At 63.9% G+C, this 23,499-nt stretch carries 20 protein-coding genes and 1 pseudogene; 5 read left to right on the plus strand and 16 right to left on the minus strand.

Annotated elements, in window-relative coordinates; all coding sequences use genetic code 11:
* Positions 1 to 9: 9 nt before the first annotated feature.
* The 8 genes from AC0L3J_RS09780 to AC0L3J_RS09815 all read right to left on the minus strand — a co-directional run bounded on the left by AC0L3J_RS09780 (position 10) and on the right by AC0L3J_RS09815 (position 7,193).
* On the minus strand, positions 10 to 495 hold the full coding sequence (locus AC0L3J_RS09780) for a FixH family protein (RefSeq protein ID WP_456765394.1): 486 nt from the start codon (positions 493 to 495) through the stop codon (positions 10 to 12).
* A 15-nt stretch (positions 496 to 510) separates the two neighbouring features.
* Positions 511 to 1,977: a cytochrome c oxidase accessory protein CcoG gene (gene ccoG / locus AC0L3J_RS09785; RefSeq protein ID WP_456765395.1), complete on the minus strand. Its 1,467-nt coding sequence runs from the start codon at positions 1,975 to 1,977 to the stop codon at positions 511 to 513.
* A gap of 111 nt (positions 1,978 to 2,088) precedes the next feature.
* On the minus strand, positions 2,089 to 2,964 hold the full coding sequence (gene ccoP / locus AC0L3J_RS09790) for a cytochrome-c oxidase, cbb3-type subunit III (protein WP_473346832.1): 876 nt from the start codon (positions 2,962 to 2,964) through the stop codon (positions 2,089 to 2,091).
* A 6-nt stretch (positions 2,965 to 2,970) separates the two neighbouring features.
* Positions 2,971 to 3,135, minus strand: a complete 165-nt coding sequence (locus AC0L3J_RS09795) for a CcoQ/FixQ family Cbb3-type cytochrome c oxidase assembly chaperone (RefSeq protein WP_007594016.1) — start codon at positions 3,133 to 3,135, stop codon at positions 2,971 to 2,973.
* Between the two features lie 13 nt (positions 3,136 to 3,148).
* Positions 3,149 to 3,883: a cytochrome-c oxidase, cbb3-type subunit II gene (ccoO, locus tag AC0L3J_RS09800; protein ID WP_247288469.1), complete on the minus strand. Its 735-nt coding sequence runs from the start codon at positions 3,881 to 3,883 to the stop codon at positions 3,149 to 3,151.
* A gap of 10 nt (positions 3,884 to 3,893) precedes the next feature.
* Complete coding sequence (ccoN, locus tag AC0L3J_RS09805; protein ID WP_456765397.1) at positions 3,894 to 5,543, minus strand: cytochrome-c oxidase, cbb3-type subunit I; 1,650 nt, start codon at positions 5,541 to 5,543, stop codon at positions 3,894 to 3,896.
* Positions 5,544 to 5,895: 352 nt separating this feature from the next.
* On the minus strand, positions 5,896 to 6,321 hold the full coding sequence (locus AC0L3J_RS09810; protein WP_456765398.1) for a CBS domain-containing protein: 426 nt from the start codon (positions 6,319 to 6,321) through the stop codon (positions 5,896 to 5,898).
* Positions 6,322 to 6,359: 38 nt separating this feature from the next.
* Complete coding sequence (locus tag AC0L3J_RS09815) at positions 6,360 to 7,193, minus strand: universal stress protein (protein WP_456765399.1); 834 nt, start codon at positions 7,191 to 7,193, stop codon at positions 6,360 to 6,362.
* Positions 7,194 to 7,397: 204 nt separating this feature from the next.
* Between AC0L3J_RS09815 and fixL the strand changes: the two genes are divergently transcribed.
* From fixL to AC0L3J_RS09835, 4 genes are all read left to right on the plus strand, one after another.
* Positions 7,398 to 8,915, plus strand: a complete 1,518-nt coding sequence (gene fixL / locus AC0L3J_RS09820; RefSeq protein ID WP_456765400.1) for a sensor protein FixL — start codon at positions 7,398 to 7,400, stop codon at positions 8,913 to 8,915.
* Positions 8,916 to 8,918: 3 nt separating this feature from the next.
* Entirely contained in the window at positions 8,919 to 9,536 is a 618-nt protein-coding gene (fixJ, locus tag AC0L3J_RS09825; RefSeq protein ID WP_007607675.1) for a response regulator FixJ, read from the plus strand.
* A gap of 58 nt (positions 9,537 to 9,594) precedes the next feature.
* Positions 9,595 to 10,017: a response regulator gene (locus AC0L3J_RS09830; RefSeq protein ID WP_456765401.1), complete on the plus strand. Its 423-nt coding sequence runs from the start codon at positions 9,595 to 9,597 to the stop codon at positions 10,015 to 10,017.
* Positions 10,018 to 10,120: 103 nt separating this feature from the next.
* Entirely contained in the window at positions 10,121 to 10,822 is a 702-nt protein-coding gene (locus tag AC0L3J_RS09835; protein WP_456765402.1) for a helix-turn-helix domain-containing protein, read from the plus strand.
* 39 nt (positions 10,823 to 10,861) lie between these two features.
* Here the strand turns inward: AC0L3J_RS09835 and AC0L3J_RS09840 are convergent, their stop codons facing one another.
* Genes AC0L3J_RS09840 through AC0L3J_RS09855 form a run of 4 tightly spaced genes read right to left on the minus strand, consistent with a single transcriptional unit; the run spans position 10,862 to position 16,767 of the window.
* A complete protein-coding gene (locus AC0L3J_RS09840) occupies positions 10,862 to 12,175 on the minus strand; it encodes an MFS transporter (protein WP_456765403.1) in 1,314 nt (437 codons plus the stop codon).
* 23 nt (positions 12,176 to 12,198) lie between these two features.
* The gene (locus tag AC0L3J_RS09845; RefSeq protein WP_456765404.1) at positions 12,199 to 12,720 is read right to left on the minus strand and encodes a PRC-barrel domain-containing protein; all 522 of its coding nucleotides are present in this window, start codon (positions 12,718 to 12,720) and stop codon (positions 12,199 to 12,201) included.
* 22 nt (positions 12,721 to 12,742) lie between these two features.
* The gene (locus tag AC0L3J_RS09850; RefSeq protein WP_473346833.1) at positions 12,743 to 14,947 is read right to left on the minus strand and encodes an amylo-alpha-1,6-glucosidase; all 2,205 of its coding nucleotides are present in this window, start codon (positions 14,945 to 14,947) and stop codon (positions 12,743 to 12,745) included.
* Positions 14,948 to 15,003: 56 nt separating this feature from the next.
* The gene (locus AC0L3J_RS09855) at positions 15,004 to 16,767 is read right to left on the minus strand and encodes an ABC transporter ATP-binding protein (RefSeq protein WP_456765406.1); all 1,764 of its coding nucleotides are present in this window, start codon (positions 16,765 to 16,767) and stop codon (positions 15,004 to 15,006) included.
* 277 nt (positions 16,768 to 17,044) lie between these two features.
* Between AC0L3J_RS09855 and AC0L3J_RS09860 the strand changes: the two genes are divergently transcribed.
* Positions 17,045 to 18,115, plus strand: a complete 1,071-nt coding sequence (locus tag AC0L3J_RS09860) for a glycosyltransferase family 4 protein (protein WP_456765407.1) — start codon at positions 17,045 to 17,047, stop codon at positions 18,113 to 18,115.
* A gap of 184 nt (positions 18,116 to 18,299) precedes the next feature.
* Here AC0L3J_RS09860 and AC0L3J_RS09865 read toward each other — a convergent pair whose 3' ends face one another.
* The 4 genes and pseudogenes from AC0L3J_RS09865 to AC0L3J_RS09880 form a co-directional block, all read right to left on the minus strand.
* The gene (locus AC0L3J_RS09865) at positions 18,300 to 20,231 is read right to left on the minus strand and encodes an alkyl/aryl-sulfatase (protein ID WP_456765408.1); all 1,932 of its coding nucleotides are present in this window, start codon (positions 20,229 to 20,231) and stop codon (positions 18,300 to 18,302) included.
* Between the two features lie 124 nt (positions 20,232 to 20,355).
* Positions 20,356 to 21,636 (minus strand): TRAP transporter large permease, encoded by a 1,281-nt coding sequence (locus AC0L3J_RS09870; RefSeq protein ID WP_456769682.1) that lies wholly within the window; start codon positions 21,634 to 21,636, stop codon positions 20,356 to 20,358.
* A gap of 216 nt (positions 21,637 to 21,852) precedes the next feature.
* Positions 21,853 to 22,416: pseudogene (locus tag AC0L3J_RS09875) on the minus strand (TRAP transporter small permease); the annotation flags it as partial.
* A 67-nt stretch (positions 22,417 to 22,483) separates the two neighbouring features.
* Positions 22,484 to 23,497 (minus strand): DctP family TRAP transporter solute-binding subunit, encoded by a 1,014-nt coding sequence (locus tag AC0L3J_RS09880; protein WP_456765409.1) that lies wholly within the window; start codon positions 23,495 to 23,497, stop codon positions 22,484 to 22,486.
* Positions 23,498 to 23,499: the final 2 nt, after the last annotated feature.

Below are 23,499 nucleotides of genomic sequence, written 5' to 3' on the forward strand. Positions count from 1 at the left end.
CAAAATCCTTCAGTTCAGGATCACGCGGTTGCGCGACATGAACACGCGCGTTCCCCGCGCCTCGCCCTCGATCACCAGGTCCCACTGGCCCGGCGCGACCGATGCGGCATTGCCGCGATAGAGGCCGATGCCGGCCTCCGAGAGCTCGATTGCGAGATCGGCGCGCTTGTCGGTCGGCCGCTCCAGGCGGCCGCCGAATTTCAGTCCGGCGATCGGCTGGCCGCTCGCGTCGCGCGCCTCGACCTGAAGCACGGCGTCGCCATCGGCGCGGCGCTCGACATGGGCGTTGACCTTCCATTTTCGCGCGGTTTGGTCCTGGGCCGCCGAGATCTCGCGGTCATAGGCGAGCCCCGCGGCATAGGGGCTGTCGACGTCCGTGCCTGGCAGCGTCGCGATCGCGAGCTTCATCATGGTCACGTTGACGCCGATCACGACGCCGAAGAAGGCGACCAGCATCAGAAACACCTTGGTTCCGGTCAGAGGCTTGGTTGCCATGGCGAGCTCCTGATTCTACGGCGCGACGAAATTGTCGGTGGCGCTGGCGACTTCGCCGAGGCCGATATCGGTGACGTGAAAGCGAACCGGGATCGACTTTTCCGGATTGCCCTCCACCGGCGCGGTCACGAGCACCCGCAGCTCGCTGGTGGAGTCGCGCGGAACCACGATCATCGGCCGGTCCTGCGTCACTGAATCGATCCCGATGACATGGATCGTCGCATTGACCGGACCGCTCGCGTCGATCGCGATGACGCGGTCGTAACCGCTCTTGTTGAGCAGCCGCACCGTGTAGGCATTGCGGATCGAACCGTCGCTGAGCCTGACCGCGACCGGGTTCCGGTCGTGCAGCACGTTGACGTCGAGCAGGCTCCGGGTCGCCAGCGTATAGATCATGATGCCGCCGACCGCCGCGATGATCGCGCTGTAGGCGACCGTGCGGGCCCGGACGATGCGGTAGATCGGCGCCTTGCCTTCCTGGCGGCGCTGGATGTTGACGTCGTTGTCATAGCCGATCAACCGCTTCGGCCGGCCGATTTTCGTCATCACGTTGTCGCAAGCGTCGATGCAGAGCCCGCACTGGATGCATTCGAGCTGCGGTCCATTGCGGATGTCGATGCCGGTCGGACACACGGCGACGCATTGATAACAGTCGACGCAATCGCCGACTTGCTCGCCGAGCGCGCGCAGCTCGGCCGCCTTCTTCACTGACGTACGCTTCTCGCCGCGATCGTAACGATAGGTCACGTTGAGCGCCCATTCGTCGGTGAGCGCGGCCTGGATCCGCGGCCAGGGGCACATATAGGTGCAGACCTGCTCGCGCATGAAGCCGGCGAGCACGTAAGTCGTGGCAGTCAGGATGCCGATCCAGATATAGGCGATCATCGGTGCCTGGAAGGTGACGAGTTCCTTCACCAGAGTCGGTGCGTCATTGAAATAGAGCACCCAGGCGCCGCCGGTCCACCACCCGATCAAGAGCCAGATCGAATGCTTGAGCACGATCTCGGAGATGCGCTCCAGCTTCATCGGGTCGGACGATTTGTCCTTCTTCATCCGCTCACGCCGGTCGCCCTCGATCAGACGCTCGACCGCATAGAACAGATCCGTCCACACCGTCTGCGGGCAGAGATAGCCGCACCAGATGCGGCCGCCGACCGAGTTCATCAGGAATAGCGCCACCGCGGCGACGATCAGCAGGCCGGTGAAGTAGTAGACCTCCTGCGGCCACAGCTCGATGAAGAAGAAATAGAAGCGGCTGTTGGGAAGATCGATCAGCACCGCCTGGCTCGGAGCACCGAGTCCGCGGTTCCAGCGCACGAACGGCAGGAAGTAATAGACGCCGAGGCAGAACGCCATCAGGCCCCATTTGATCCGGCGGAAGGTGCCGGAGATGCTCTGGGGATAGACTTTCTTCTGGGCCACATAGAGCGGCCCGTTGTCATCGTCTAATGGGAGCTCTTTTGGGTTCACGGGCCTGTTCATCGCCTGCAGCTTTTCGAGAGGTGCGATAAAACCTAGACCCGACGCCGCCGCGTCAGTTGATCCAGCGCAAGCGGGGGCGTTTTTTGTTCGCCCCCGCCTGTCCCGGATTGGCTATTTTCCACCGCCGAGCGAGTGGACGTAAACTGCCATCGCCTTGATGGTGGCGGGATCGAGCCGCCCTTCCCAAGCCGGCATCACGCCCGCGCGGCCCTGGCTGATGGTCTCGATCAGCGACGTCTCGTCCGAACCATAGAGCCAAATCTTGTCGGTCAAATTGGGAGCGCCCATCTCCGGATTGCCCTTGCCGCCGTCGCCATGGCAGGCGACGCAATTCTCCGCGAAGATCTTCTCGCCCTTGGCCGCGTCATAGCCCTTGCGGATCGGAAGGCCCGATAGTGCCCGGACATAGTTGGCGGCCGTGACGATCTCGTCCGGCTTCAGCACGCCGTCCTTGCCGAAGGCGAGCATCTGGCCTTCGTGCGCCTTGGCGTGGCCGGAACGTGCGCCGAACTGGATGGTCTGCATGATCTGGTCGAGCGATCCGCCCCACAGCCAGTCGTCGTCGTTCAGGTTCGGATAGCCCTTGGCACCAGCGCCGCCTGAGCCGTGACATGGCGCGCAATTGTCGCCGAACACGGTCTTGCCCTTGGCGCGCGCGAGCGCGAGCAGCGCCGGATCCTTCTCGATGTCGGCGAGCGAGGCCGCGCCCAGCGCAACCATCTTGGCTCCGCGGATCTTCTCGAGGTTGGCGAGCTCGACCGCGACGTCGGCGCGCGTCGAGTAGCCGAACAGGCCCGTGGTATTTCCCGAGATCAGCGGCCAGGCCGGATACACGATCCAGTAACCGATTGCCCAGACGATGGTGAGGTAGAAGGTGATCACCCACCAGCGCGGCAGCGGCGTGTTGAGCTCCTTGATGCCGTCCCACTCATGTCCGGTCGTGGACCTGCCGGAGACGGGATCGATGTCGCTATGATGATCGGTCATGATCTCTTACTCCTCCCGCAACGGCAAATGTGCCGCTTCGTCGAAAGCTGCCTTGTTACGGGGCCAGAATGCGTAGGCGATGATCGCGACAAAGATCGCGACGAACACCGGCGTCCAGATCGTGGTCACGAGACCGGACGCGAGATTGTCGAGGGTCAGGATGGCTTTCATCGTTAGTGCCTTCTCAGCGAAGATTGGCTTTCTCGTTGTAGATCTTGAAGTCGACCAGCGTGCCGAGCATCTGGAGATAGGCGATCAGCGCGTCCATCTCGGTCGGCGTGCCGGCCTTGCCGTCGAAGTTGCGCACCACGGCCTTGGCGTAGCGCTTGGTGAAAGCGTCGGAGCCGGCGTTGTCAGGATCGGCCTGGGCCTTCATGTCGGCGCCCGCATTGGCGATCTGGTCGTCGGTGTAGGGCGTGCCGACGGTCCGCAGCGTGCGCATGTGGTCGGCGATCGTGTCCGGATCGACCTCGGTCTTGCTGAGGAACGGATAGCCGGGCATCACCGACTGCGGCACGATTGCGCGCGGGTTGGTCAGATGGGTGACGTGCCAGTCGTCGGAATATTTGGCGCCGACGCGGGCAAGATCGGGACCGGTGCGCTTCGAGCCCCACTGGAACGGATGGTCGTACATGCTCTCGGCCGCCAGCGAGAAATGGCCGTAGCGCTCGACCTCGTCGCGCAAGGGCCGGATCATCTGCGAATGGCAGAGATAGCAGCCTTCGCGGATGTAGACGTTGCGCCCGGCGAGCTCCAGCGGCGTATACGGCCTGATCCCGTCGACCGCCTCGATCGTGCTCTTGAGGTAGAACAGCGGGGTGATCTCGACGAGACCGCCGATCGCGATCACCAGCAGGATGCCGACGATCAGGATGATCGAGTTCTTTTCGAAGATTTGGTGGCGTGTCCAGAACGACATGGAAAACTCCTCATTCCGCCGGCTGGAGAGCGACGGGCATCTGGACTTCCTGTTCGCCGACGCGAACCGTCATCCAGAGATTATAGGCCATGATCAACGCGCCGATCAGGAACAGCCCGCCGCCGGCAGCGCGGATGATGTAGAAGGGATGCATCGCCTCGACGGTCTCGATGAAGGAATATTCGAGGAAGCCGAGCGAGGTGTAGGCGCGCCACATCAGGCCCTGGAGGATGCCGGACACCCACATCGCCGAGATGTAGAGGACGATGCCCAGCGTCGCGATCCAGAAGTGCCAGTTAACGAGCTTGAGGCTGTAGAGGCCCTTCCGATTCCAGATCCAGGGCACGAGGCAGTAGAGCGCGCCAAAGGAGACGAAGCCGACCCAGCCGAGCGCGCCGGAGTGCACGTGGCCGATGGTCCAGTCGGTGTAGTGGCTGAGCGAGTTGACCACCTTGATCGACATCATCGGGCCTTCGAAGGTCGACATGCCGTAGAAGGCGACGGAGACCACGAGCATGCGCAGCACGGGATCGGTGCGCAGCTTGTCCCAGGCGCCCGACAGAGTCATCAGGCCGTTGATCATGCCGCCCCAGGAGGGCATCCACAGCATGATCGAGAAGGTCATGCCGAGCGTCTGGGTCCAATCCGGCAGCGCCGTGTAGTGCAGATGGTGCGGGCCGGCCCAGATGTAGAGGAAGATCAGCGCCCAGAAATGGATGATCGAGAGACGGTAGGAATAGATCGGCCGCTCGGCGCGCTTGGGGATGAAGTAGTACATGATGGCGAGGAAGCCGGCGGTCAGGAAGAAGCCGACCGCGTTGTGGCCGTACCACCACTGGAACATGGCGTCCTGGATGCCGCCCCAGGCGATGTAGGATTTCGAGCCGAACACCGAGACCGGCAGCGCTGGGTTGTTGCCGAGGTGCAAGACCGCAATCGTCACGATGAAAGCGAGATAGAACCAGTTCGCGACGAAGATGTGCGGCTCCTTGCGCTTGATGATCGTGGCAAGGAAGACCAGCAGATAGGTGACCCAGACGATGGTCAGCCACAGATCGGCGTACCATTCCGGCTCGGCATATTCCTTCGACTGGGTGACGCCGAGCAGATAGCCGGTGCCGGCGATCAGGATGAAGAAATTGTAGCCGACGACGACGAACCAGGGCGCGAGATCGCCTGCAAGGCGAACGCGGCAGCTCTTCTGGACGACGTAGAAGGAGGTCGCGATCAGGACGTTGCCGCCGAACGCGAAGATCACTGCGGACGTGTGCAGCGGACGCAGGCGGCCGAAGCTGGTCCAGGGCAAATCGAAGTTCAGCGCCGGCCACGCCAGTTGCGAGGCGATGATGAGGCCGACGAGAAAGCCGGCGATGCCCCAAAACATCGCCATGACCGAGGAGAACTTGATGGGGCCCATGTTGTAATTGGGCCGGCCGTTGATCTCCGCAGGCGGCAGCGCCGCCGGCCGGTCGAGGTAGCGGTTGATGATGCAGAAGACCGCGGCGACGCTCGCTGCCGCGCTCAGCGCGGCGTGGAAGGCGAAGGGCGCATCGAGCGCCTTGGCCGAGGCAATCACGCAGAGGAAGGCGGTGACCGCGAACACGACAGCCAGGCCGCTTTCACCTGATGTCATGGACTTGGAGATGGAGGGCTGGCTCATGCGGATTCTCTCTGAAAGAACACAGGGCCAGAAACCACATTCGCCCTCGCGGGGAATTGATTGAAATCAAGCTATGTGGATTTCTGTTAATGTGGGTGATGCGGCGCCAGTTGCAGTGCCCTCTCCCCTTGCGGGAGAGGGCAGCGAGGACCGTCCCGCACACCCACTTGGGTGAGGGGTTGGTCCCGCACGGAAGAGTCTTTCGGTGGAGAAAACCCCTGATCCGGCGCCATAGCCGAAGCTTCGCTTCGGCGTTCTCAAGAACGGCGGCCGAAGGCCGCCTATGCCACCTTCTCCCACAAGGGGAGAAGGGAAGAAAAAGACTCCCCCGTAATTATGGAGCCGACAATTCTCACTCCCGCGCCGTCGCCTTGAGCGCCGCGATGACGTCCTCGCGGGCGACGATTCCGACCAGCTTCTGCGCTCCGTCGAGCACGATGATGCTCCTGATGCGGTGCTCGACCATGATCTGGAGCACGCGCGTCAGCCGCGTGTCGGGGCTGACATAGATGAAGTCGGGAGTCATGACGTCGCCGATTTTGCGGCTCATCAGGTCGTGGTAGCGCGGCAGCATCTGGCTCGGCGTGAAGGCGAAGCACTTCAGGATGTCGAATTTGGTGACGATGCCGACGACCTGCCCGTCGTCCTCGACTGGATAGGAATTGAAATCGTCGCGTTCGAACATCTCGCTGAGCGCGAGCAGGTCGAGGTCGCGCCTCACCGTCCTGACGTCGTGCGTCATGTAGCCGTCGACGGTCTGCTCAAGGAATCTGTACACGGCGCGTCCTCTTTGATTCGTCTTGCACCGCTCCCGCGTCAGTGCGACAGCAGCACGCAGCGGGCAGATTGAGTGACCAGATATTGGGTGACGCCGCCGAGGATCAGCTCGCGGAAGCGCGAATGACCGTAGGCACCGGCGACGATCAGGCTGGCGCCGACAGCGCCGGCAATTTTCTCCAATTGCCCGGCGACGGTTTCGTTGCGGGCCGCTTCGGAAACGCGCGCGATCGCGGTCACGCCATGGCGGGCAAGCCACGCCGTCACGTCGGTCACGCCAGCCACCGCGGCGGGGCGGTCGTCGTCGCCTTCGGGAATTGCAAGGACGGTGACATCCCTGGCCTTGCGCAGGATCGGCAGCGCATCGGCCAGCGCTCGCCGCGCTTCCGGCGTATCCTTCCACGCCACCAGGACGCTGCGCAGGTCGAGCCAGTTGACGCCGTCAGGCACGACCAGGATCGGCCGGCCGGCTTGCATCACCAGATCCTTTGGGCTCGCGAGCGCGAAGGCGTCGGAGAAGGCCGGGCTCTGGCCGCCGGCGACGACGACGTCGGCGCAACGCGCCTGGGCGAACGTAAAGCGCGCCGGGAAATCCATGGCGTTGCGCCATTCCACATGTCCGCCGCGATTCCTGATCGCGGCGCGGAATTGCGCCTCGAGCTCGCCCAGGCGTCGCTTGACCGAGGCTTCTCCCTCATCGATCAGTGCCTGCGCTGCAGTGCCATCGCTGAAGTAGAGTGGCGGGGCGAACTGCGCCGCGGCAACGCCGATGATCGACGCCCCAAATCGTTCGGCAAGCTCGCCCGCGACCTGAAGCCGCGCCTCGTTGGGCTGATCGAGCGCCAGGCTGACCATCACGGTCGCGTATGTCATCGGAGTCTCCGGGGCAATGAGCTTTGATCCGATCGTAAGCCGGCCGCCGGCTGGCAGGATGAGATAGATCAAAACCTTGGATCACCGCGCGGGCCCGAAATCTGCCAATGGTATAAGACATCGGAACTTGCCTCTGGCCCCTCCTTGGGTACATTGCCGACGATAACGCTGTGCGGTTCCCCGCATCAGAATGGGAGTGATCGTGTGGCGCCGACCCGTGTGATTCATCCGCAAGATGACGGCCGGGGCGAACATTTCCGCGTTCGAATCGAAGGATTTGGCGTCGGGACCTGGGATCTCGATCTCAAGACACTGGAATTGGAGTGGTCGGAGACGGCCAGAATCCTGTTCGGAATCGAATCCGGCCAATCGGTGAGCTACCCGCTGTTCCTGTCCCGGCTGGAGCCGAACGACCGCGAGCGGATCGAGAGTGCGATCCGGCGCGTCTCCGAACGGGGCGGCAGCTTCGACGTGTCGTTCAGGGTCACGGGGGCGTCGGGCAGAACGCAGTGGATCCGCGCCCGCGCGGGGCTGATTCGGGACGACGCCGGCGCCGCCCGACATCTCAGCGGCATCTTTCTCGATGTCGATGAGGAGAAGCAGGTCGAGGAAACCCTGCGCACCCGCGAGAGTCACCTCCGCTCGATCCTCCAGACGATTCCCGACGCCATGATCGTCATCGACGGCCACGGCGTCATCCAGCTTTTTAGCGCGGCGGCCGAGCGCCTGTTCGGGTGGGTCGAGTCGGAGGCGATCGGCCAGAACGTCCGCATCCTGATGCCGGAGCCCGACAGCTCACGTCACGACGGCTACATCGCGCGCTACCGCACCACCAGCGACCCGCACATCATCGGCATCGGCCGGATCGTGACCGGCAAGCGTCGCGACGGCACGACCTTCCCGATGCACCTGTCGATCGGCGAGATGCAGTCGGGCGGCGAGCCCTATTTTACCGGTTTCGTCCGCGATCTTACCGAGCATCAGAAAACCCAGGCGCGGCTCCAGGAACTGCAGTCCGAACTTGTCCACGTCTCGCGGCTGAGCGCGATGGGCGAAATGGCGTCCGCGCTCGCTCACGAGCTCAACCAGCCGCTGGCAGCGATCAGCAACTACATGAAGGGGTCGCGGCGGCTGCTCGCCGGAAGCCAGGATCCGAATACGCCGAAGATCGAGAGCGCGCTGGACCGCGCCGCCGAGCAGGCGCTGCGCGCCGGCCAGATCATCCGCCGCTTGCGCGACTTCGTCTCCCGCGGCGAATCGGAGAAAAGGATCGAGAGCCTGTCCAAGCTGATCGAAGAGGCCGGCGCCCTCGGGCTGGCAGGCGCGCGCGAGCAGGACGTGCAGCTTCGCTTCAGCCTCAATCCCAATGCCGATCTCGTGCTCGCCGACCGGGTGCAAATCCAGCAGGTGCTGGTCAATCTGTTCCGCAACGCGCTGGAAGCGATGGCGCAGTCGCCTCGGCGCGAGCTCGTCGTCACCAACACCCGCGTCGCCGACGACATGATCGAGATCGAAGTCTCCGATTCCGGCTCCGGCTTCCAGGACGACGTCATGCCGAACCTGTTTCAGACTTTTTTCACCACCAAGGACACCGGCATGGGAGTGGGACTGTCCATCAGCCGCTCGATCATCGAGGCTCACGGCGGCCGGATGTGGGCCGAGAGCAACGCATCGGGTGGGGCGACATTCCGCTTCACGTTGCCGGCAGCCGACGAGAACTGATCCATGACGACCAAGGGAATCATCTACGTCATTGACGACGACGAGGCGATGCGAGATTCGCTGAATTTCCTGCTGGATTCAGCTGGCTTCGGCGTCACGCTGTTCGACAACGCGCAGAGTTTTCTCGACGCTCTGCCCGGCCTCGCCTTCGGCTGCGTCGTCTCCGACGTGCGGATGCCCGGTATCGATGGCATCGAGCTTCTCAAGCGCCTGAAGGCGCAGCGCAGCCGGTTTCCAATCCTGATCATGACCGGCCATGGCGACGTGCCGCTCGCGGTCGAGGCGATGAAGCTCGGTGCCATGGATTTCCTGGAAAAGCCGTTCGAAGATGACCGCCTCGTCGCCATGATCGAATCCGCGATCCGCGAGGGCGAGCCGGCGGCCAAGAACGAGGCCATCGCCCAGGATGTCGCCGCTCGCGTCGCTTCCCTGAGCCCCAGGGAACGCCAGGTCATGGAGGGGCTGATTGCGGGCCTCTCCAACAAGCTGATCGCCCGCGAGTACGACATCAGCCCACGCACCATCGAGGTCTACCGGGCCAATGTGATGACCAAGATGCAGGCCAACAGCCTGTCGGAACTGGTGCGGCTGGCAATGCGGGCCGGAATGCTCAACGATTGAAGTCACCAGGATTGAGGCAAGTCAAAACCGTCCGCCCGCCCTGTGCTACCAGATCGGAATGATTGCGATCAGCTCCCATCCCGAGCGGCTCCCGATGTCGTCACCCGCGAAACCAACCGTCTATGTGGTGGATGACGACGCCGCCGTGCTGGGCTCCCTGCGCTTCCTGTTGGAAATCGACGGTTTTGCCGTGCGGACCTTCAGGAACGCCACGGCGCTGCTCAATGCGGCGAGCCCGTCCGGTGCAGACTGTTACGTGATCGACTACAAAATGCCCGACATCAACGGCATCGAGCTGGCCGGGCGACTGCGCCAGTCCGAGGGCGATACCCCGGTGATCCTGATCACCGGCTATCCCGACTCGAATATCTCGGCCCGGGCGGCGGCCGCAGGCGTGAATGAAGTGATTCTGAAGCCGCTTCTGGACGAAAACCTGGTCAAACGCATTCGCCACGCCATCCAGAACCGGGTCCATAGCTGACCTAAGGGATTCTACGTAAGGCACCCCCCTTAAGATATCTCGCGAAATTTTCGAGGCACCCGATACCGCGTACCAAAGCGTCATCACAACGGAGATGGCGCAGATGCTGACCCAGACGATCAACACCCAGGCGATCAAGACCCAGATCAACGGCAGCAAGATCGCCCCGGGCCATCCCGTCTCCGACCAGTTCGGTGCGATCGCTGGCCATGTCGGCCTCGTTGCCACCGAGTTCTCCTACCGCAAGGAAGAGGAGATTTATGGCGAGGACGAGCCGGCCGAGTACGTCTATCAGGTCGTCACCGGCGCCGTGCGCAGCTACAAGCTTCTCTCCGACGGTCGCCGCCAGATCGGCTCCTTCCATCTTTCCGGCGACGTGTTCGGCCTCGAATCCGGCACCACCCATCGCCTTGCCGCTGAAGCTATCATCGACACCACGGTGCGCCTCGTGAAGCGCGCGAGCCTCGAGAAGGCCGCAGCCACCGACGTCCAGGTCGCCCGCAAGCTCTGGGCCATGACCGCTGGTGAGCTTCGCCATGCCGAAGACCATATGCTGCTGCTGGGCCGCAAGACCGCGATGGAGCGCGTCGCTACCTTCCTGCTCGAAATGGACCGCCGCCTCGCGGTTGCCGGAATGATGGCGCTGCCGATGTGCCGCCGCGACATCGGCGACTATCTCGGTCTCACGCTCGAGACCGTCTCGCGCGCGCTGTCGCAGCTTCACGCCCAGGGCATTCTCGGCTTCTCGGGCGCCCGCCAGATCGTGCTGCGCAACCGGGCACGCCTGCACAATCTCGACGCCTGATCTCCCCTCTCCCACCCGCTCATGGCCGGCTGAATTGATTCAGCCGGCCATTTCTTTTGCTGCGATCATGCCCTTGCGCCGCGTCTCCGGCATCACAAGCAGAATCAGCAGAAGTCCCGTCGCCGCGACGCCGGACAGTCCGGTGAACGCCATGGCATTGCCGAATTTATCGCTGACATAGCCGCCAAGCGCGGTGCTCAGCGACGCGCCGATGCCCATGGCCGTGCCGACGATGCCCTGCGCAAGGTTGAAATGGCCGCTGCCGAAGGCGACGTCGGCCACGATCAGCGGGATCATCACCGCGAACACCGCCGCGGTGAGGCCGTCGAACACCTGCACAAGCACCAGCAGATACGGATCCCGCACGGTCGCAAACAGCAGGCCGCGAATCGTCAGCGCCGCAAATCCAATCAGCAGCAGCGGCCTGCGCCCCCACGCTTGCGCCTTGCGCCCGACGCTCGGCGACAGCAGCGCCACGATCGCCTGCGGCACGACGATGCAAAAGGCGACGAGCACCGTCGCCCACTCGCTCGATCGCGCAGTCACCGCGCTTGCCATCAGTGGCATCATCGAGGCGTTCGCGAGCTGCAACAGGAGCACGCTGAGCGCAAAGACAATGAGCGGCCGCTGCCGGATCAGATGCCAGATATTGGTGTCGCCTCGATCCTCCGCCTCGCGCGGCATCTCGCCGTGACAGCGCGCGATGTCGACCTCGTGCTCGCGGATGCGAGAGAGCGCGATCAAAGTGGGGATTGCGAGTAGGAACGTGACCAGGAAGACCGAGCGGCTCGACAGCAGATAGCCGGCCGTTCCCATCACGGCGGCCGCAACGCCGTTACCAAGCGAGGCAAAGCGCGCGTTGCGGCCGAGACGCTCGCCGATCGCGAGCGGGCCGACCAGACCGAGGCTGATCGCCGCGATCGCCGGTCCCAGTACGCAGCTCGCTGCCGCGTGCAAGGTGGCCGCAGCCACCACCACGGGGAAGATCGGCATCGCCGCATAGGCGAGCGCGCAGCAGCCGATGGTGGCGATCGCGAGACCTGCGACCAGCCGCTCGGACTTTGCGGCATCGATGATGGCGCCGCCCGGCATCTGGCCGATCAGGGCAACGATGCCGCCGATCGACAGCACAAGGCCGATCTCGACCTGGGTCCATTTCTGGGTCGTCAGATAGACCGCGATGAACGGCCCGAATCCGGTCTGAACATCGGCGAGGAAGAAGATGAACCAGTCGAGGCCGCGCAGGCTCTGGCGCGACGGCGCCGGAATGCCGGCAGGCGACGGCGCCGCAAATTTGTCCTGCTCAACGCGACCCTCGCGATCCGCATGATTCGGCTTCCTCGACAACAGCACCGGCGGCCATTCCTCCCCGCGCCTCACTGAACGGCTTGCAGTGGCTGCAGGCTGCCGGACGCGCCGAGCACCACCATCGGCGTGTCCTCCTTGTATTCCGGCGCGGCTGCGACCTGTGCCTTGGTCAATTCCAGCGTGATGCTGTCCTTCTTGTTGACGATCTTGCCGAACCGCATCGCGTTCCAGTCCACCACGATCTTGCGGCTGCCGACGCCAAGAAAGCCGCCGAAATCGATCACGGCGGCACGCACGTGCCCGCTCCGATCGACGATGACGTCGACGATGCGGCCCATGTCCTCGTTCGCCGCGCTGAGCACGTCACGGCCGAGCACACCGTGCGCATCGCTCGCGCCGATGATCGTGACCGACGGCGGTGGCGCGGCATTCTTTGGCGTGACGGGGACCGATGACGCCGACGGCTGCGCCGTCGGCGGTGCGTTCGCTTCAGTCGCGGGTGCGGGCGACTCCTCCGCGGCACGTGACACGGCGAGCGTCATTCCGCAGACCATCACGACGCCTAGGGCCAACCATCCGGCGGTACGCATGCACCCTCCTTGCGGCGCGCCGTCAGCGCGCCAGCACGATCGAGACCTGGATCTGGCCACGCGTGCGCAACACCTCCAGCGCCACGTCGTCGCCATGGCGGCTGACGCGCAGGTCCACGCTGGACTCGCCCAGACGCAGATCGCGCAAGATCACCTCGTGCAGAAACGCCGGCAGATGCGGATTGCGCAGCCGGATCTCGCCGCGCGCCACGTCGAACTCGATGCCCAGCGCCGCCTCCAGCAGCGTGAACGCGGTTGCGCTGGCCCAGGCCTGCGGCGCGCAGGCGACCGGATAGAGCGTCGGGCCGCGCCGCTTTTCGCGCCGGAAGCCGCAGAACAATTCGGGCAACCGGCGCAGGTCCATGTAGGTCGCGGCGTCGAACAGTCCCTTGAAGACATGCGCGACCGAATGCTTGAGCCCGTAGCGCGCAAGCCCGAGCGCGATCAGTGCATTGTCGTGCGGCCAGATCGACCCGTCATGATAGGACATCGGGTTGTAACGCACCTCGCCGACAGCGACGGTGCGGATGCCCCAGCCCGAGAAGAAATGCGGCCGCATCAAATCGGCGGCGACGAGGCGCGCGCGGTCCTCGCGGATCATGCCGCTGAACAGGACCTGGCCGGCGTTGGAGGTCCGCACCTTGCAGGGCCGCTTCTTGCCGTCGAGTGCAAGCGCATAAGTGCCGAGCTCCTCGCACCAGAACGCGGCCTCGAAATGCTCGGCCAGCGTCTTGGCCTCGGCCTCGAGCTTCCTGGCGAGATCGGGCTTGCCGAGCCGGAGCGCGCAGCGCGCGGCGAGCCGCTTGGCGGCAAAGACGTAACCCTGCACTTCGGCCAGCGCGAGATTGCCTTCCGCAAGCTGGCCATCGGCATGGAAGATCGCGTCGTAGGAATCCTTCCAGCCCTGGTTGGCGAGGCCCTTTTCCGTGGCGCGCTGATATTCGACGAAGCCGTCCTTGTCGGGGTCACCGGGGCCGTCGATCCAGGCCAACCCCGCCTCGATGGCCGGCCACAGCTCGGTCAACGTCTTCTCGTCGCCGGTGCGCTCAAAATAGCTTCCCGCCAGCAGGACGAACAAGGCCGTGGAATCGACGCTGCCGTAATATTGCGCGAACGGCACCTCGCGCAGCGCCGCCATCTCGCCGCCGCGCATTTCGTGCAGGATCTTGCCCGGCGCGGCATCGGCGAGCGGATCGACCGCCTTGGCCTGGAAATGGGCGAGCCGCCGCAGCACACCCTTGGCAATCCGCGGATCGACCCACAGCATCTGCAGCGCCGTGATCAGCCCGTCGCGGCCAAACGTCGTCGAGTACCAGGGAATCCCCGCATAGGGATAGCGCCCCTGCGGCGTCTCCGTCATCAGCATGTTGAGGTCGGCCATGGCCTGGCACAGCACCTCGTTGAAGATGTTGTTGGAGGTCTCGATGCTGGCCGCCCCCATCGTCGATTGCCGCATCTCGCGGCGATGGGCGAGCAAACTCTGGAAAAAGCGCGCCGGCTTCTCCGCGATCGGCCGATTGGAGGACACCGCCACGAACAGGGATTTCGACTCGTGAGGGTCGAGTTCGAGCTGCCAGGTCGCGGCATTCACCGACAACTTCGTGGGGCGCGGGTCGAAATGTAGGCCCGTGGTGCGCTCGGCGTCATCGAGACCGCGGTAGTCGAACAGCACGTCGGTCGGTCCCAACAGCCGGCTCGAGCCGATGCCGCGGCGCGGGCGCCGCTCGCCGCGGACCTCGAACAGATCGGCGAAATCGTTGTCGAACAACAGCGTCAGCGCGAAGCCGGCCGGGCGGTCGCCGTGGTTCTGCACGCCGATGCGCTGATAGGCGGTGCCGCGCCACAGGAAGATCGTGCGCACGATGTGCAGCAGGTCCTTTTGCAGCACGAGGCTGCCCTGCCGGTAGATGTCCGGATTGGTGAGATCGACGGTCAGGGCTGAATTGTCGTCGCGCAGGTTCGAGCCCAGCAGCAATGGCTGGAGATCGTCGAGCACGAGCTCGAGCCTGGCAAGATAGCGCGTGTCGTGATGGAACAGGCCGTCGGGCCCGCCGGCCGAAGCGCCGATGTCGCCATGGCTGTCGAGCACGATAAAGGTGTCGTCGTGCTTGAGCGAACGCCGCGGCCGCGCCGACGGTCCCGTCATCGGAATATAGAAAGGCTGCTCCGCGACCTGGTCCACGGTCCGCGTCACGGAGACGAATTGGGTAACGGCTTCAGCCGACATCAGCAGCTCCCCTGCGCTTGTTTCGACACGCAACCGACTCGAACGCGACTGTTGGTTTACGCGGCGGCCTGGGCGAGCCGGCTCATTTCCTGCGTGACCAGCTCACGATAGGGCCCGTGGCCCTGCATCAGACGCTCGGGCGACCCGTCCTCGATGATCTTACCACCCCTCAACACGACCACGCGATCGAAATTGCGCAGGGTGGCGAGGCGATGCGCGATCGCGATGACCGTGCGGCCGCGCATCAGCCGCGACAACGCCTCGCGGATCGCCTCCTCGGATTCGCTGTCGAGCGCGGCGGTCGCCTCGTCCAGCAGCAGGATCGGCGCATCCTTCAGGAAGGCGCGCGCGATTGCGATGCGCTGGCGCTGACCGCCGGACATCTTGACGCCGCGGTCGCCGACCATGGTGTCGAGACCACCAGGCAGGCTTTCGACGAAATCGCAGCGCGCCGCAATCGCGGCACGCAGCACCTCGTCGTCGGTCGCGTTCGGGCGGCCATAGCGAATGTTCTCGCGAATCGAGCGGTGGAACAGCGAGATGTCCTGCGGCACGACGGAGATCGCCTCGCGCAGACTCTGCTGCGTCACCTTGGAAATGTCCTGGCCGTCGATGGTGATGCTGCCCTCGTCGGTGTCGTAGAAGCGCTGGAGCAGCGTGAACAGCGTCGACTTGCCGCCGCCGGACTGGCCGACCAGGCCGACGCGCTGGCCGGGTTGCAGGCGCAGGCTGAAGCGCTCGAATATCTTTTCGCCGCCCGGATAGCCGAAGGTGACATTGTTGAACGCGATCGCGGCGCCGCTCTTCACCAGCGGCTCGGCCTCGGGATGGTCGCGCAATTCATGCGGCACCAGCAGCGTGGCGATCGCCTCGGTCAGCCGCGCAACGTGCTGGGTGACGTCGACCAGCGCCACCGCGAGATCGCGCGTCGCGTTCAGAATGGAGAGACCGAGGGTGCAGACCAGCACGACGTCGCCGGTGGTCGCCCGGCCATCCTGCCAGAGCATGATCGCCCAGGCCATCAGGGCGATCGTGAGCACGACAGTGACGCCGGCATGGATAAGCCGCAGCTTCTCCAGATAGCGCAGGCTGCGGCCGCGCGCGGTCAGCTCCCGGTTCACGGTCGCGTCGAACCGCTCATGCTCGTGCCCGATGCCGCAGAACGCGCGCACCAGCGGCATGTTGCTGATGACGTCGATCATCTCGCCGTCGACGACGGCGGCCTTGTCGGCGAAGTCGTCATGCAGCGGTTTCCCCGCGGCCGCGAGGCGGAACATCGCAAGCACCATGCCGCCGGCAATCACCATCAGGCCGAGCGCCATATAGGGACTGACGGTTCCAATCAGCGCGATGGCCGCAACCGTTGCGATGCACGGCGGCAGCACATTCCAGACGAACATGTTCTCGACCGTGAACACCGCATTCGACGTCGCCGTGATGCGGCTCGTCAGCATGCCGGGCATGCGGTCGGAGAAGTAGCTCGGCGCGTGGCCGGTTAGATGACGAAAGATGTCACGGCGCAGATCACCCGTGACACGGACGAAGGTGAAGCTGGCCGTCCAGCTCGCGATCCGCCAAAGGAAATTGTCGGCGGCGATCAGCGTCATGAGGAAAATGAATGCCAGCCATACGCTCCCACCATGCGCAGCGCCGGCCGACAAGCTGTCGACGAGGGATTTGACGCCGTACTGCGTGCCTACGGAGCAGGCAACGGCCGCCACCACAGCCGTCAGGATCACGAGATGCGACGCCAGCCGACGCCGAAGATAGCGCAAAACAAAGGCAAACGGCCGGTGCGCGTATCCAGAAAGATGATCCATGTGACTATCGACCCCGTCGTGATGTTTTCAATTTTTCTGTTAGTCGACTGAACATCGACCACTTCGCCTCGGTTCCCGGGCACACTCATCACGACATGCGGATGCGGGCGTTCTGCGATGATGTGATGGCAGCATCGCGACGGGCATCCGACGTGTCGAATAAGTAACGTTCGGAAGGAGGAACTTCGCAAGTGCGGGAACGTTCCTTTGTCTGGCGTGCCGGTGCCGAACAGGCGGGGGCTTTCTACAATCATGATCGCACAGAGGAGATGGTGAGATGCGCATCGCGCAGGTAGCTCCGTTGACGGAGGCTGTTCCACCCAAGCTGTATGGCGGCACCGAGCGGGTGGTGCATTGGTTGACGGAAGAGCTGGTGGCCCTTGGGCACGATGTGACGCTGTTCGCGAGCGGCGACTCGCAAACCTCGGCAAAGCTGGATGCGCTGTGGCCGCGGGCGCTCCGCCTCGACGGTTCCGTGCGCGATCCCAATGCGCTGCACATGGTGATGCTGGAACGGGTACGGCAGAAATGTGACGACGAGGAGTTCGACTTCCTCCACTTCCATCTCGATTATTATCCGTGGTCGCTGTTCTACCGGCAGCCGACGCCGTTCCTGACCACGCTGCACGGCCGGCTCGACTTGCCGGAGCATCAACCGGTCTTCAACACCTTCTCGAAGGTCCCCGTCATCTCGATCTCGAATGCGCAGCGGCGGCCGGTGCCGCAGGCGAACTGGGTGAGGACGATCCACCACGGCCTGCCGGAGAACCTGCTGACGCCGAAGCCGGCGAAACAGGAATATCTCGCCGTGCTCGGCCGCATCGCGCCGGAAAAGGGCGTCGACCGCGCCATCAAGATCGCGACGCATTGCGGCATTCCGCTCAAGATCGCCGCCAAGGTCGATCGTGCGGACCAGGATTACTATGACGAGCTGATCCGGCCGATGATCGAGAACAATCCGCTGGTGGAATTCATCGGCGAGATCAGCGATCACGAGAAGTCGGACTTCTTGAGCGGCGCGCTTGGCTTGTTGCTGCCGATCGACTGGCCCGAGCCGTTTGGCCTGGTGATGATCGAAGCCATGGCCTGCGGAACGCCGGTCGTCGCCTTCAACCGCGGCTCGGTGCCGGAGATCATCGACGAGGGCCTCACCGGTTTCGTCGTCGAGGACGTCCTCAGCGCAGCCGGCGTCGTCGGCCGCCTGCCGCAACTCGACCGCTCCGTCATCCGCAAGCAGTTCGAGACGCGCTTCACGGCGCGGCGCATGGCGCTGGACTATCTCGCGGCCTATCGCAGCCTTGGCGAGGAACAGGCGCCGCGGATCAAGCTGGTGAGCAGCGCGGAGTAGCAGGACCACGCGCCCATCCCATCGCGATCGTCATGGCCGGGCATGTCCCGGCCATCGACATTTGCGTGGGGCGCGATCATCTCTATCAACCGTCATTGCGAGCGCAGCGAAGCAATCTAGACCGTCCCCGCGGAGGGATTCTGGATTGCTTCGCTGCGCTCGCAATGACGGAGAAGGCGGCAGCCTACCTCACCACCGCCCGCTTGGGCTCGACGATCTCGAACATGCGCGGGAATTCGTCCATCAGGCCCATCAGCTCGGCGAGGCGCATCGGGTTGCCGGCGAACTTGACCTTGCCGGCGGCCACGGCCTCGGGAAAGCTGGTCAGTTTTGCGATCACTTCATCGAGCGTCAACCGCGCGAGCGTGAAGCTGGCATCGGCATTGTCCGCCTGCATGCCCTCCGTGTAAGTCAGCGCGCAGTTCTCCAGATTGAGCACGAAGGTCTCGCCGGTGTCGGAAAAGCTCCAGTTCAGCACGATGTGCTTTCCTTCCGCCTTCGGTCCGTTGAGGCGGATGCCGAGCACGTCCCAGAGCTGTGAGGTGCGCAGCGCCGCCAGCGTCTCGCGCGGCATCGGCGGGCGTGCCGGCACCTTCGGCATGCCCTGGCGCAATTCCTGCGCGCCGAACAGATAGGCATTGCGCCAGGTCGCGCTTTCGGCGGCGTAGCCGAGCTGCTCCAGCGTATCCGCCAGCAACGCACGCGCGGCCTGATTGTCCGGCTCGGCAAAGACGACATGGCCGAGCGCCTGCGCCACGAAGCGGAATTCGCCCTTGTCGAAATCGACACGCGCCCGCGCGAGGATGGCGTCGGCGCCGCCCATGTACTCGACATATTTCTTGCCCGACTCCACCGGCGGCAGCGGATCGAGGTTGACCGGATTGGCGTCGTACCAGCCCAGATACTTTTGATAGATCGCCTTCACATTATGCCGGATGTGGCCGTAATAGCCGCGGCCGTGCCAGGCGCCCTCCAGGCTCTCGGGCAGCTGGATCGTCTCGGCGATCTCGGCCGCGGTGAGGCCGTGGTTCATCAGGCGAATGGTCTGGTCATGCGCGAACTTATAGAGGTCGCGCTGCTGCCGGATCATCGTGCCGATGCGTTCGCGTCCCCACACCGGCCAGTGATGCTGGCCGCACATCGCCTCCGCCTTGCCATCCCAGAGCTGCAAGGCCTCGCCCAGATATTTCGACCAGGCCAGCGCGTCGCGCACGTCGGCGCCGCGGAACGGCAGCAGATTGTGGAAATTGTGGGTGCAGTTCTCGGCGAGGTTCAAAAGCTTGTAGCGCGGGATGAAGAAATGCATCTCCGCCGGCGCTTCGCTGTTCGGCGCCATCTGGAATTCGAATACGACGCCGTCGATCACGCGCCGGTCGCCGGTCGCCATGATCAAATCGGTCGGCCGCAGCAGCGCCACTGAACCTGCTGCCATCGACTTGCCGAGGCCGCAATCGACCTGCCCGCGCGCTCCCTTGGCGAGGAGAGGCCCGAACTGGTACTGCGCCCGCCGCAGCATCGCAGGTCCCGCGATGATGTTCTCGGAGACGGCATGCTCCATGAACAAGTTCGGCGCGATGATCGGCACGCGGCCGCTCGCGAGTGCATCCTCCTCCAGAACGCCGCGCGCACCGCCCCAATGGTCGGTGTGGGTGTGCGTGAAGATCACGGCCGCGACCGGTCGCTGGCCGCGATGCTTGTAGTAGAGATCGAGCGCGGCGCGCGCCCCCTCGATCGAGGTCAGGGTGTCGACGACGATGACGCCGCTGTCGCCTTCGATCAGCGTCATGTTGGCGATGTCGAGCCCACGCACCTGGTAAACGCCGGGCACCACCTCGAACAGGCCGTGCTGCATGTTGAGCCGCGACTGCCGCCACAGGCTCGGGTTGACCGTGGTCGGCGCCTGCTCGGCGGCGAGAAAGCCGTACGGCTCGAGGCTCCAGACCGTCCGCCCTTGCGGACTGGTGATCGCCGCGTTCTCGATCGTGCCGAGGAAGCCGCGCGCGGCGTCGTCGAAATCCCGCGTGTCGGAGAATGGCAGCGCGTTCAGCATCGCCGTTTGCTGCGCGATGACGGACGGTGTTGCGCCCTTCGGCTCGTTGCTGGACGTATCCGTCATCTCGATCTCCTCCCCCGCCTGTTGCGCGGCATCTAACCGCATCTCGCGGCCGATTGCCATGGCGGGAGGACGCAGCAATGCGTAGCCCCGCGCCAACAGGTGGAGAGAAGCAGCGTGTTCGCAGCTACATGCCCAGCAATCTCGGCAGCCACAGCGACAGACCCGGCCAATAGGTCACGACCACCAGGAACGCCAGCATGGTCAGCAGCCATGGCCACACCGCGACCGTGAGCTCGGTGATGCCCATCTTGGCGATGCCCGAGGCCACGTAGAGATTGAGGCCGACCGGCGGATGGCACAGCCCGACCTCCATGTTGACCGTCATCAGGATGCCGAAATGGATCGGATCGATGCCGAGCTTGATCGCAACCGGAAACAGGATCGGCGCCATGATCAGGATGATCGAGGACGGCTCCATCACGTTGCCAGCCAATAGCAGCAGGAGATTGACGACGAGGAGGAAGCCGATCCAGCCGAGACCCTGGTCGATCATCCATTGCGCGAGCGCTTGCGGCACGTTCTCGTAAGTCATCAGGAACGAGAACAGGACGGCGTTGGTGATGATGTAGAGCAGCATCGCCGAAAGATTCGCCGAAGACAGCAGCACCCGCGGCACGTCTCGCAGCTTCAGATCCTTGTAGATGAACACGGCGACGATGAAGGCGTACACCGCGCTGACGGCTGCAGCTTCGGTCGGTGTGAACAGGCCGCTATAGATGCCGCCGATCACGATCACGATCAGCAGGATACCCCAGATCGACTTGCGGAACGCATCGAAGCGCTCGGAGAGGGTTGCTTTCGGCATCCTCGGATAGTCGTTACGCCAGGCCCGATAGAACGTCGTGGCGCCGAGCAGCATAGCGAGCACCATTCCCGGCACGATGCCGGCGATGAACAGCTTGCCGACGGAGGTGTTGGTGGAGACGGCAAAAAGCACCATCGGAATCGAGGGTGGAATGAGAATTCCAAGCGAGCCCGAGGTCGTGATCACGCCCGCCCCGAACCTCTTCGGAAATCCCTGCGCGATCATCGCGGGCAGGATCACCGATCCGATCGCCACCACGGTGGCCGGCGACGAGCCGGAAATCGCGGCGAACAGCGCGCAGGCGACCACGCCCGAGAGCGCAAGGCCGCCGTACCAATGGCCGACCAGCGAAGTCGCGAACGTGATCATCCGGCGCGCCACGCCGCCATGGGTCAGGAAGTTGCCGGCAAGGATGAAGAACGGGATCGCCATGATCTCGAAGCTCTCGATGCCGGTGAACAGCTTCAGCGCCACCGATTCCGTCCGCACGTCGGTCAACGTGAACATGAAGCTGAGCACGGTCAGACCGAGCGCGATCGAGATCGGCATACCCGTGAGCATCAACGACAGCAGGAGGCCGAAGACGACGGCGACACGCAGGCCCTGCGGCAGCGTGATCACGTGCGCCGAATGGGCGAAGCACACGGCGACGATCAGGACCGGCAACAACATCAGGACCCAGCCGAGCGGGCTGCGTTCGTCGCGGACGACCTGACTGCGCGTGACCGGGGCCGGATGGACCGGGTCTATTTCGACGCCCTCGACGCCGGCCATGTCGTGATGCGGCAACTCGCCGGTGCGATAGAACGACCAGGCGACCTGCAGGAAGCGGAAGCACATCAGCCCGGAGCCGAGCGGGATGGTGAGATACACCAGCCACATCGGCGCTTCCAGATCGTTGGATTGCTGGCCGGTCTGCCACATCTGGCCGACGAACGCGGCCCCGAAATAGCATACGATGGCAGTGAAAAGGGCGCCGCACATCAGGCCGAACGTGATGACGCGGCGGCGCGATCCGCCGGGAAGGATATTGACCAGGACGTCGACGCCGACATGGATGCCGGTGCGCACCCCGTAGGCCGCACCGAACTTCGCCATCCAGATGAACATGTAGATGCAGAGTTCCTGCGCCCAGGACAGGTCGAGAGCGGCAAGCCAGACGAACGCGGCTCGCGCGGGGACGGCCAGCAAGGCCAGGTTGCGCGCCTCCGCCCATTTGGCGATGTCGATCGACAGCCCGGCACCATATCGGTGCAGCACGGCAACGAAGATGAGCAATGTCGCGGCCGCGATCATCGTCGCGATCAGCCATTCCTCGAGATGATCGAGCACACGATTCAATGCACGCAGCAACTTGGTCCCCTCAGCTTGGCTGATCATTCAAGAGCAACGGCCGGGAGTGCGATCACCCCCGACCGTTCATGGTTGTTCTCAAAGCGCGCCGGCGTCAGTTCATCTTGACGTCGAGTTCCTTGGCGACGAGATCGAGCACCTCCTGCCCGACCCGCCCCTTCGCCCATTTGTAGGTCGGCTGCATCGCTTCCTGCCACGCCTTGCGATCGGCGTCAGTCAGATAATGCAGCGTGGTCTTGCCCGTCTTCTTGATCTCGGCCAGCGCATCTTCGTTTTCCTGGTGCGCGATCTGGTTGGTGTAGTCGGTCGCCTCGTTCATCGCCTTTTCGAGCTGGGCGCGGATATCGGGCGGCAGGCCGGACCAGAATTTCGAATTGACGATGACAGCATATTGCAGGTGCGCGTGATAGGACACGGTGATGTCCTTCTGCACCTCGTAGAACTTCTGCGTCAGGTAGTTGGACGCGGTGTTCTCGCAGCCGTCGACCACGCCCGTCTGCAAAGCCTGGTAGACTTCGGAAAACGCCATGATCTGCGGGATCGAGCCCATGATCCGGAGATATTGGTCGGCGACCTTCGATCCGGAGATGCGGAATTTGAGACCCTGGAAATCGGCCGGTTTCATCAGGGCGCGGTTGGCCGAGAGCATGTGGAAGCCGTTGTCCCAATAAGCGAGCCCGGTGATGCCCTTGGTCTCGAGCCTCTCGAACAGCCACTTGCCGATCGTGCCCTTCATCGCGTTGGAATAGGTTTGGTCGTCCTTGAACAGCCAGGGCAGGTCGAGCGCCTCGAACTCCTTGATACCGAGCGGGGCGAATTTGGCGGTTGAAGGCGCGAGCATGTGCACCGAGCCGAGCTGCAGCGCCTCGATCTCCTCCTTGTCCTTGTACAGCGTGGAGTTCGGGTAGATTTCGACCTTGACCTTGCCGTCGGTGTATTTCTCCGCGAGCTCCTTGAACTTCAAGGCGCCCTTGCCCTTGGGAGTGTCGTTGGCGACGACGTGGCTGAATTTGATGACGATCGGGCTCTGGGCCTGGGCCAAGACAGGAGACAAGGCAGGAGCCACGAAGATAGCTGCGGCGGCGGCCGCAAGAAGCAGCTTGCGCATGA

Source organism: Bradyrhizobium sp. Kon37 (assembly GCF_055807535.1).

What these genes read in the sequence shown, in the direction of transcription:
- AC0L3J_RS09780 (WP_456765394.1), bottom strand. Translation starts at nt 495, where the DNA reads ATGGCAACCAAGCCTCTGACCGGAACCAAGGTGTTTCTGATGCTGGTC.
- ccoG (WP_456765395.1), bottom strand. Translation starts at nt 1,977, where the DNA reads ATGAACAGGCCCGTGAACCCAAAAGAGCTCCCATTAGACGATGACAAC.
- ccoP (WP_473346832.1), bottom strand. Translation starts at nt 2,964, where the DNA reads ATGACCGATCATCATAGCGACATCGATCCCGTCTCCGGCAGGTCCACG.
- AC0L3J_RS09795 (WP_007594016.1), bottom strand. Translation starts at nt 3,135, where the DNA reads ATGAAAGCCATCCTGACCCTCGACAATCTCGCGTCCGGTCTCGTGACC.
- ccoO (WP_247288469.1), bottom strand. Translation starts at nt 3,883, where the DNA reads ATGTCGTTCTGGACACGCCACCAAATCTTCGAAAAGAACTCGATCATC.
- ccoN (WP_456765397.1), bottom strand. Translation starts at nt 5,543, where the DNA reads ATGAGCCAGCCCTCCATCTCCAAGTCCATGACATCAGGTGAAAGCGGC.
- AC0L3J_RS09815 (WP_456765399.1), bottom strand. Translation starts at nt 7,193, where the DNA reads ATGACATACGCGACCGTGATGGTCAGCCTGGCGCTCGATCAGCCCAAC.
- fixJ (WP_007607675.1), top strand. Translation starts at nt 8,919, where the DNA reads ATGACGACCAAGGGAATCATCTACGTCATTGACGACGACGAGGCGATG.
- AC0L3J_RS09830 (WP_456765401.1), top strand. Translation starts at nt 9,595, where the DNA reads ATGATTGCGATCAGCTCCCATCCCGAGCGGCTCCCGATGTCGTCACCC.
- AC0L3J_RS09835 (WP_456765402.1), top strand. Translation starts at nt 10,121, where the DNA reads ATGCTGACCCAGACGATCAACACCCAGGCGATCAAGACCCAGATCAAC.
- AC0L3J_RS09845 (WP_456765404.1), bottom strand. Translation starts at nt 12,720, where the DNA reads ATGCGTACCGCCGGATGGTTGGCCCTAGGCGTCGTGATGGTCTGCGGA.
- AC0L3J_RS09850 (WP_473346833.1), bottom strand. Translation starts at nt 14,947, where the DNA reads ATGTCGGCTGAAGCCGTTACCCAATTCGTCTCCGTGACGCGGACCGTG.
- AC0L3J_RS09855 (WP_456765406.1), bottom strand. Translation starts at nt 16,767, where the DNA reads ATGGATCATCTTTCTGGATACGCGCACCGGCCGTTTGCCTTTGTTTTG.
- AC0L3J_RS09860 (WP_456765407.1), top strand. Translation starts at nt 17,045, where the DNA reads ATGCGCATCGCGCAGGTAGCTCCGTTGACGGAGGCTGTTCCACCCAAG.
- AC0L3J_RS09865 (WP_456765408.1), bottom strand. Translation starts at nt 20,231, where the DNA reads ATGACGGATACGTCCAGCAACGAGCCGAAGGGCGCAACACCGTCCGTC.
- AC0L3J_RS09880 (WP_456765409.1), bottom strand. Translation starts at nt 23,497, where the DNA reads ATGCGCAAGCTGCTTCTTGCGGCCGCCGCCGCAGCTATCTTCGTGGCT.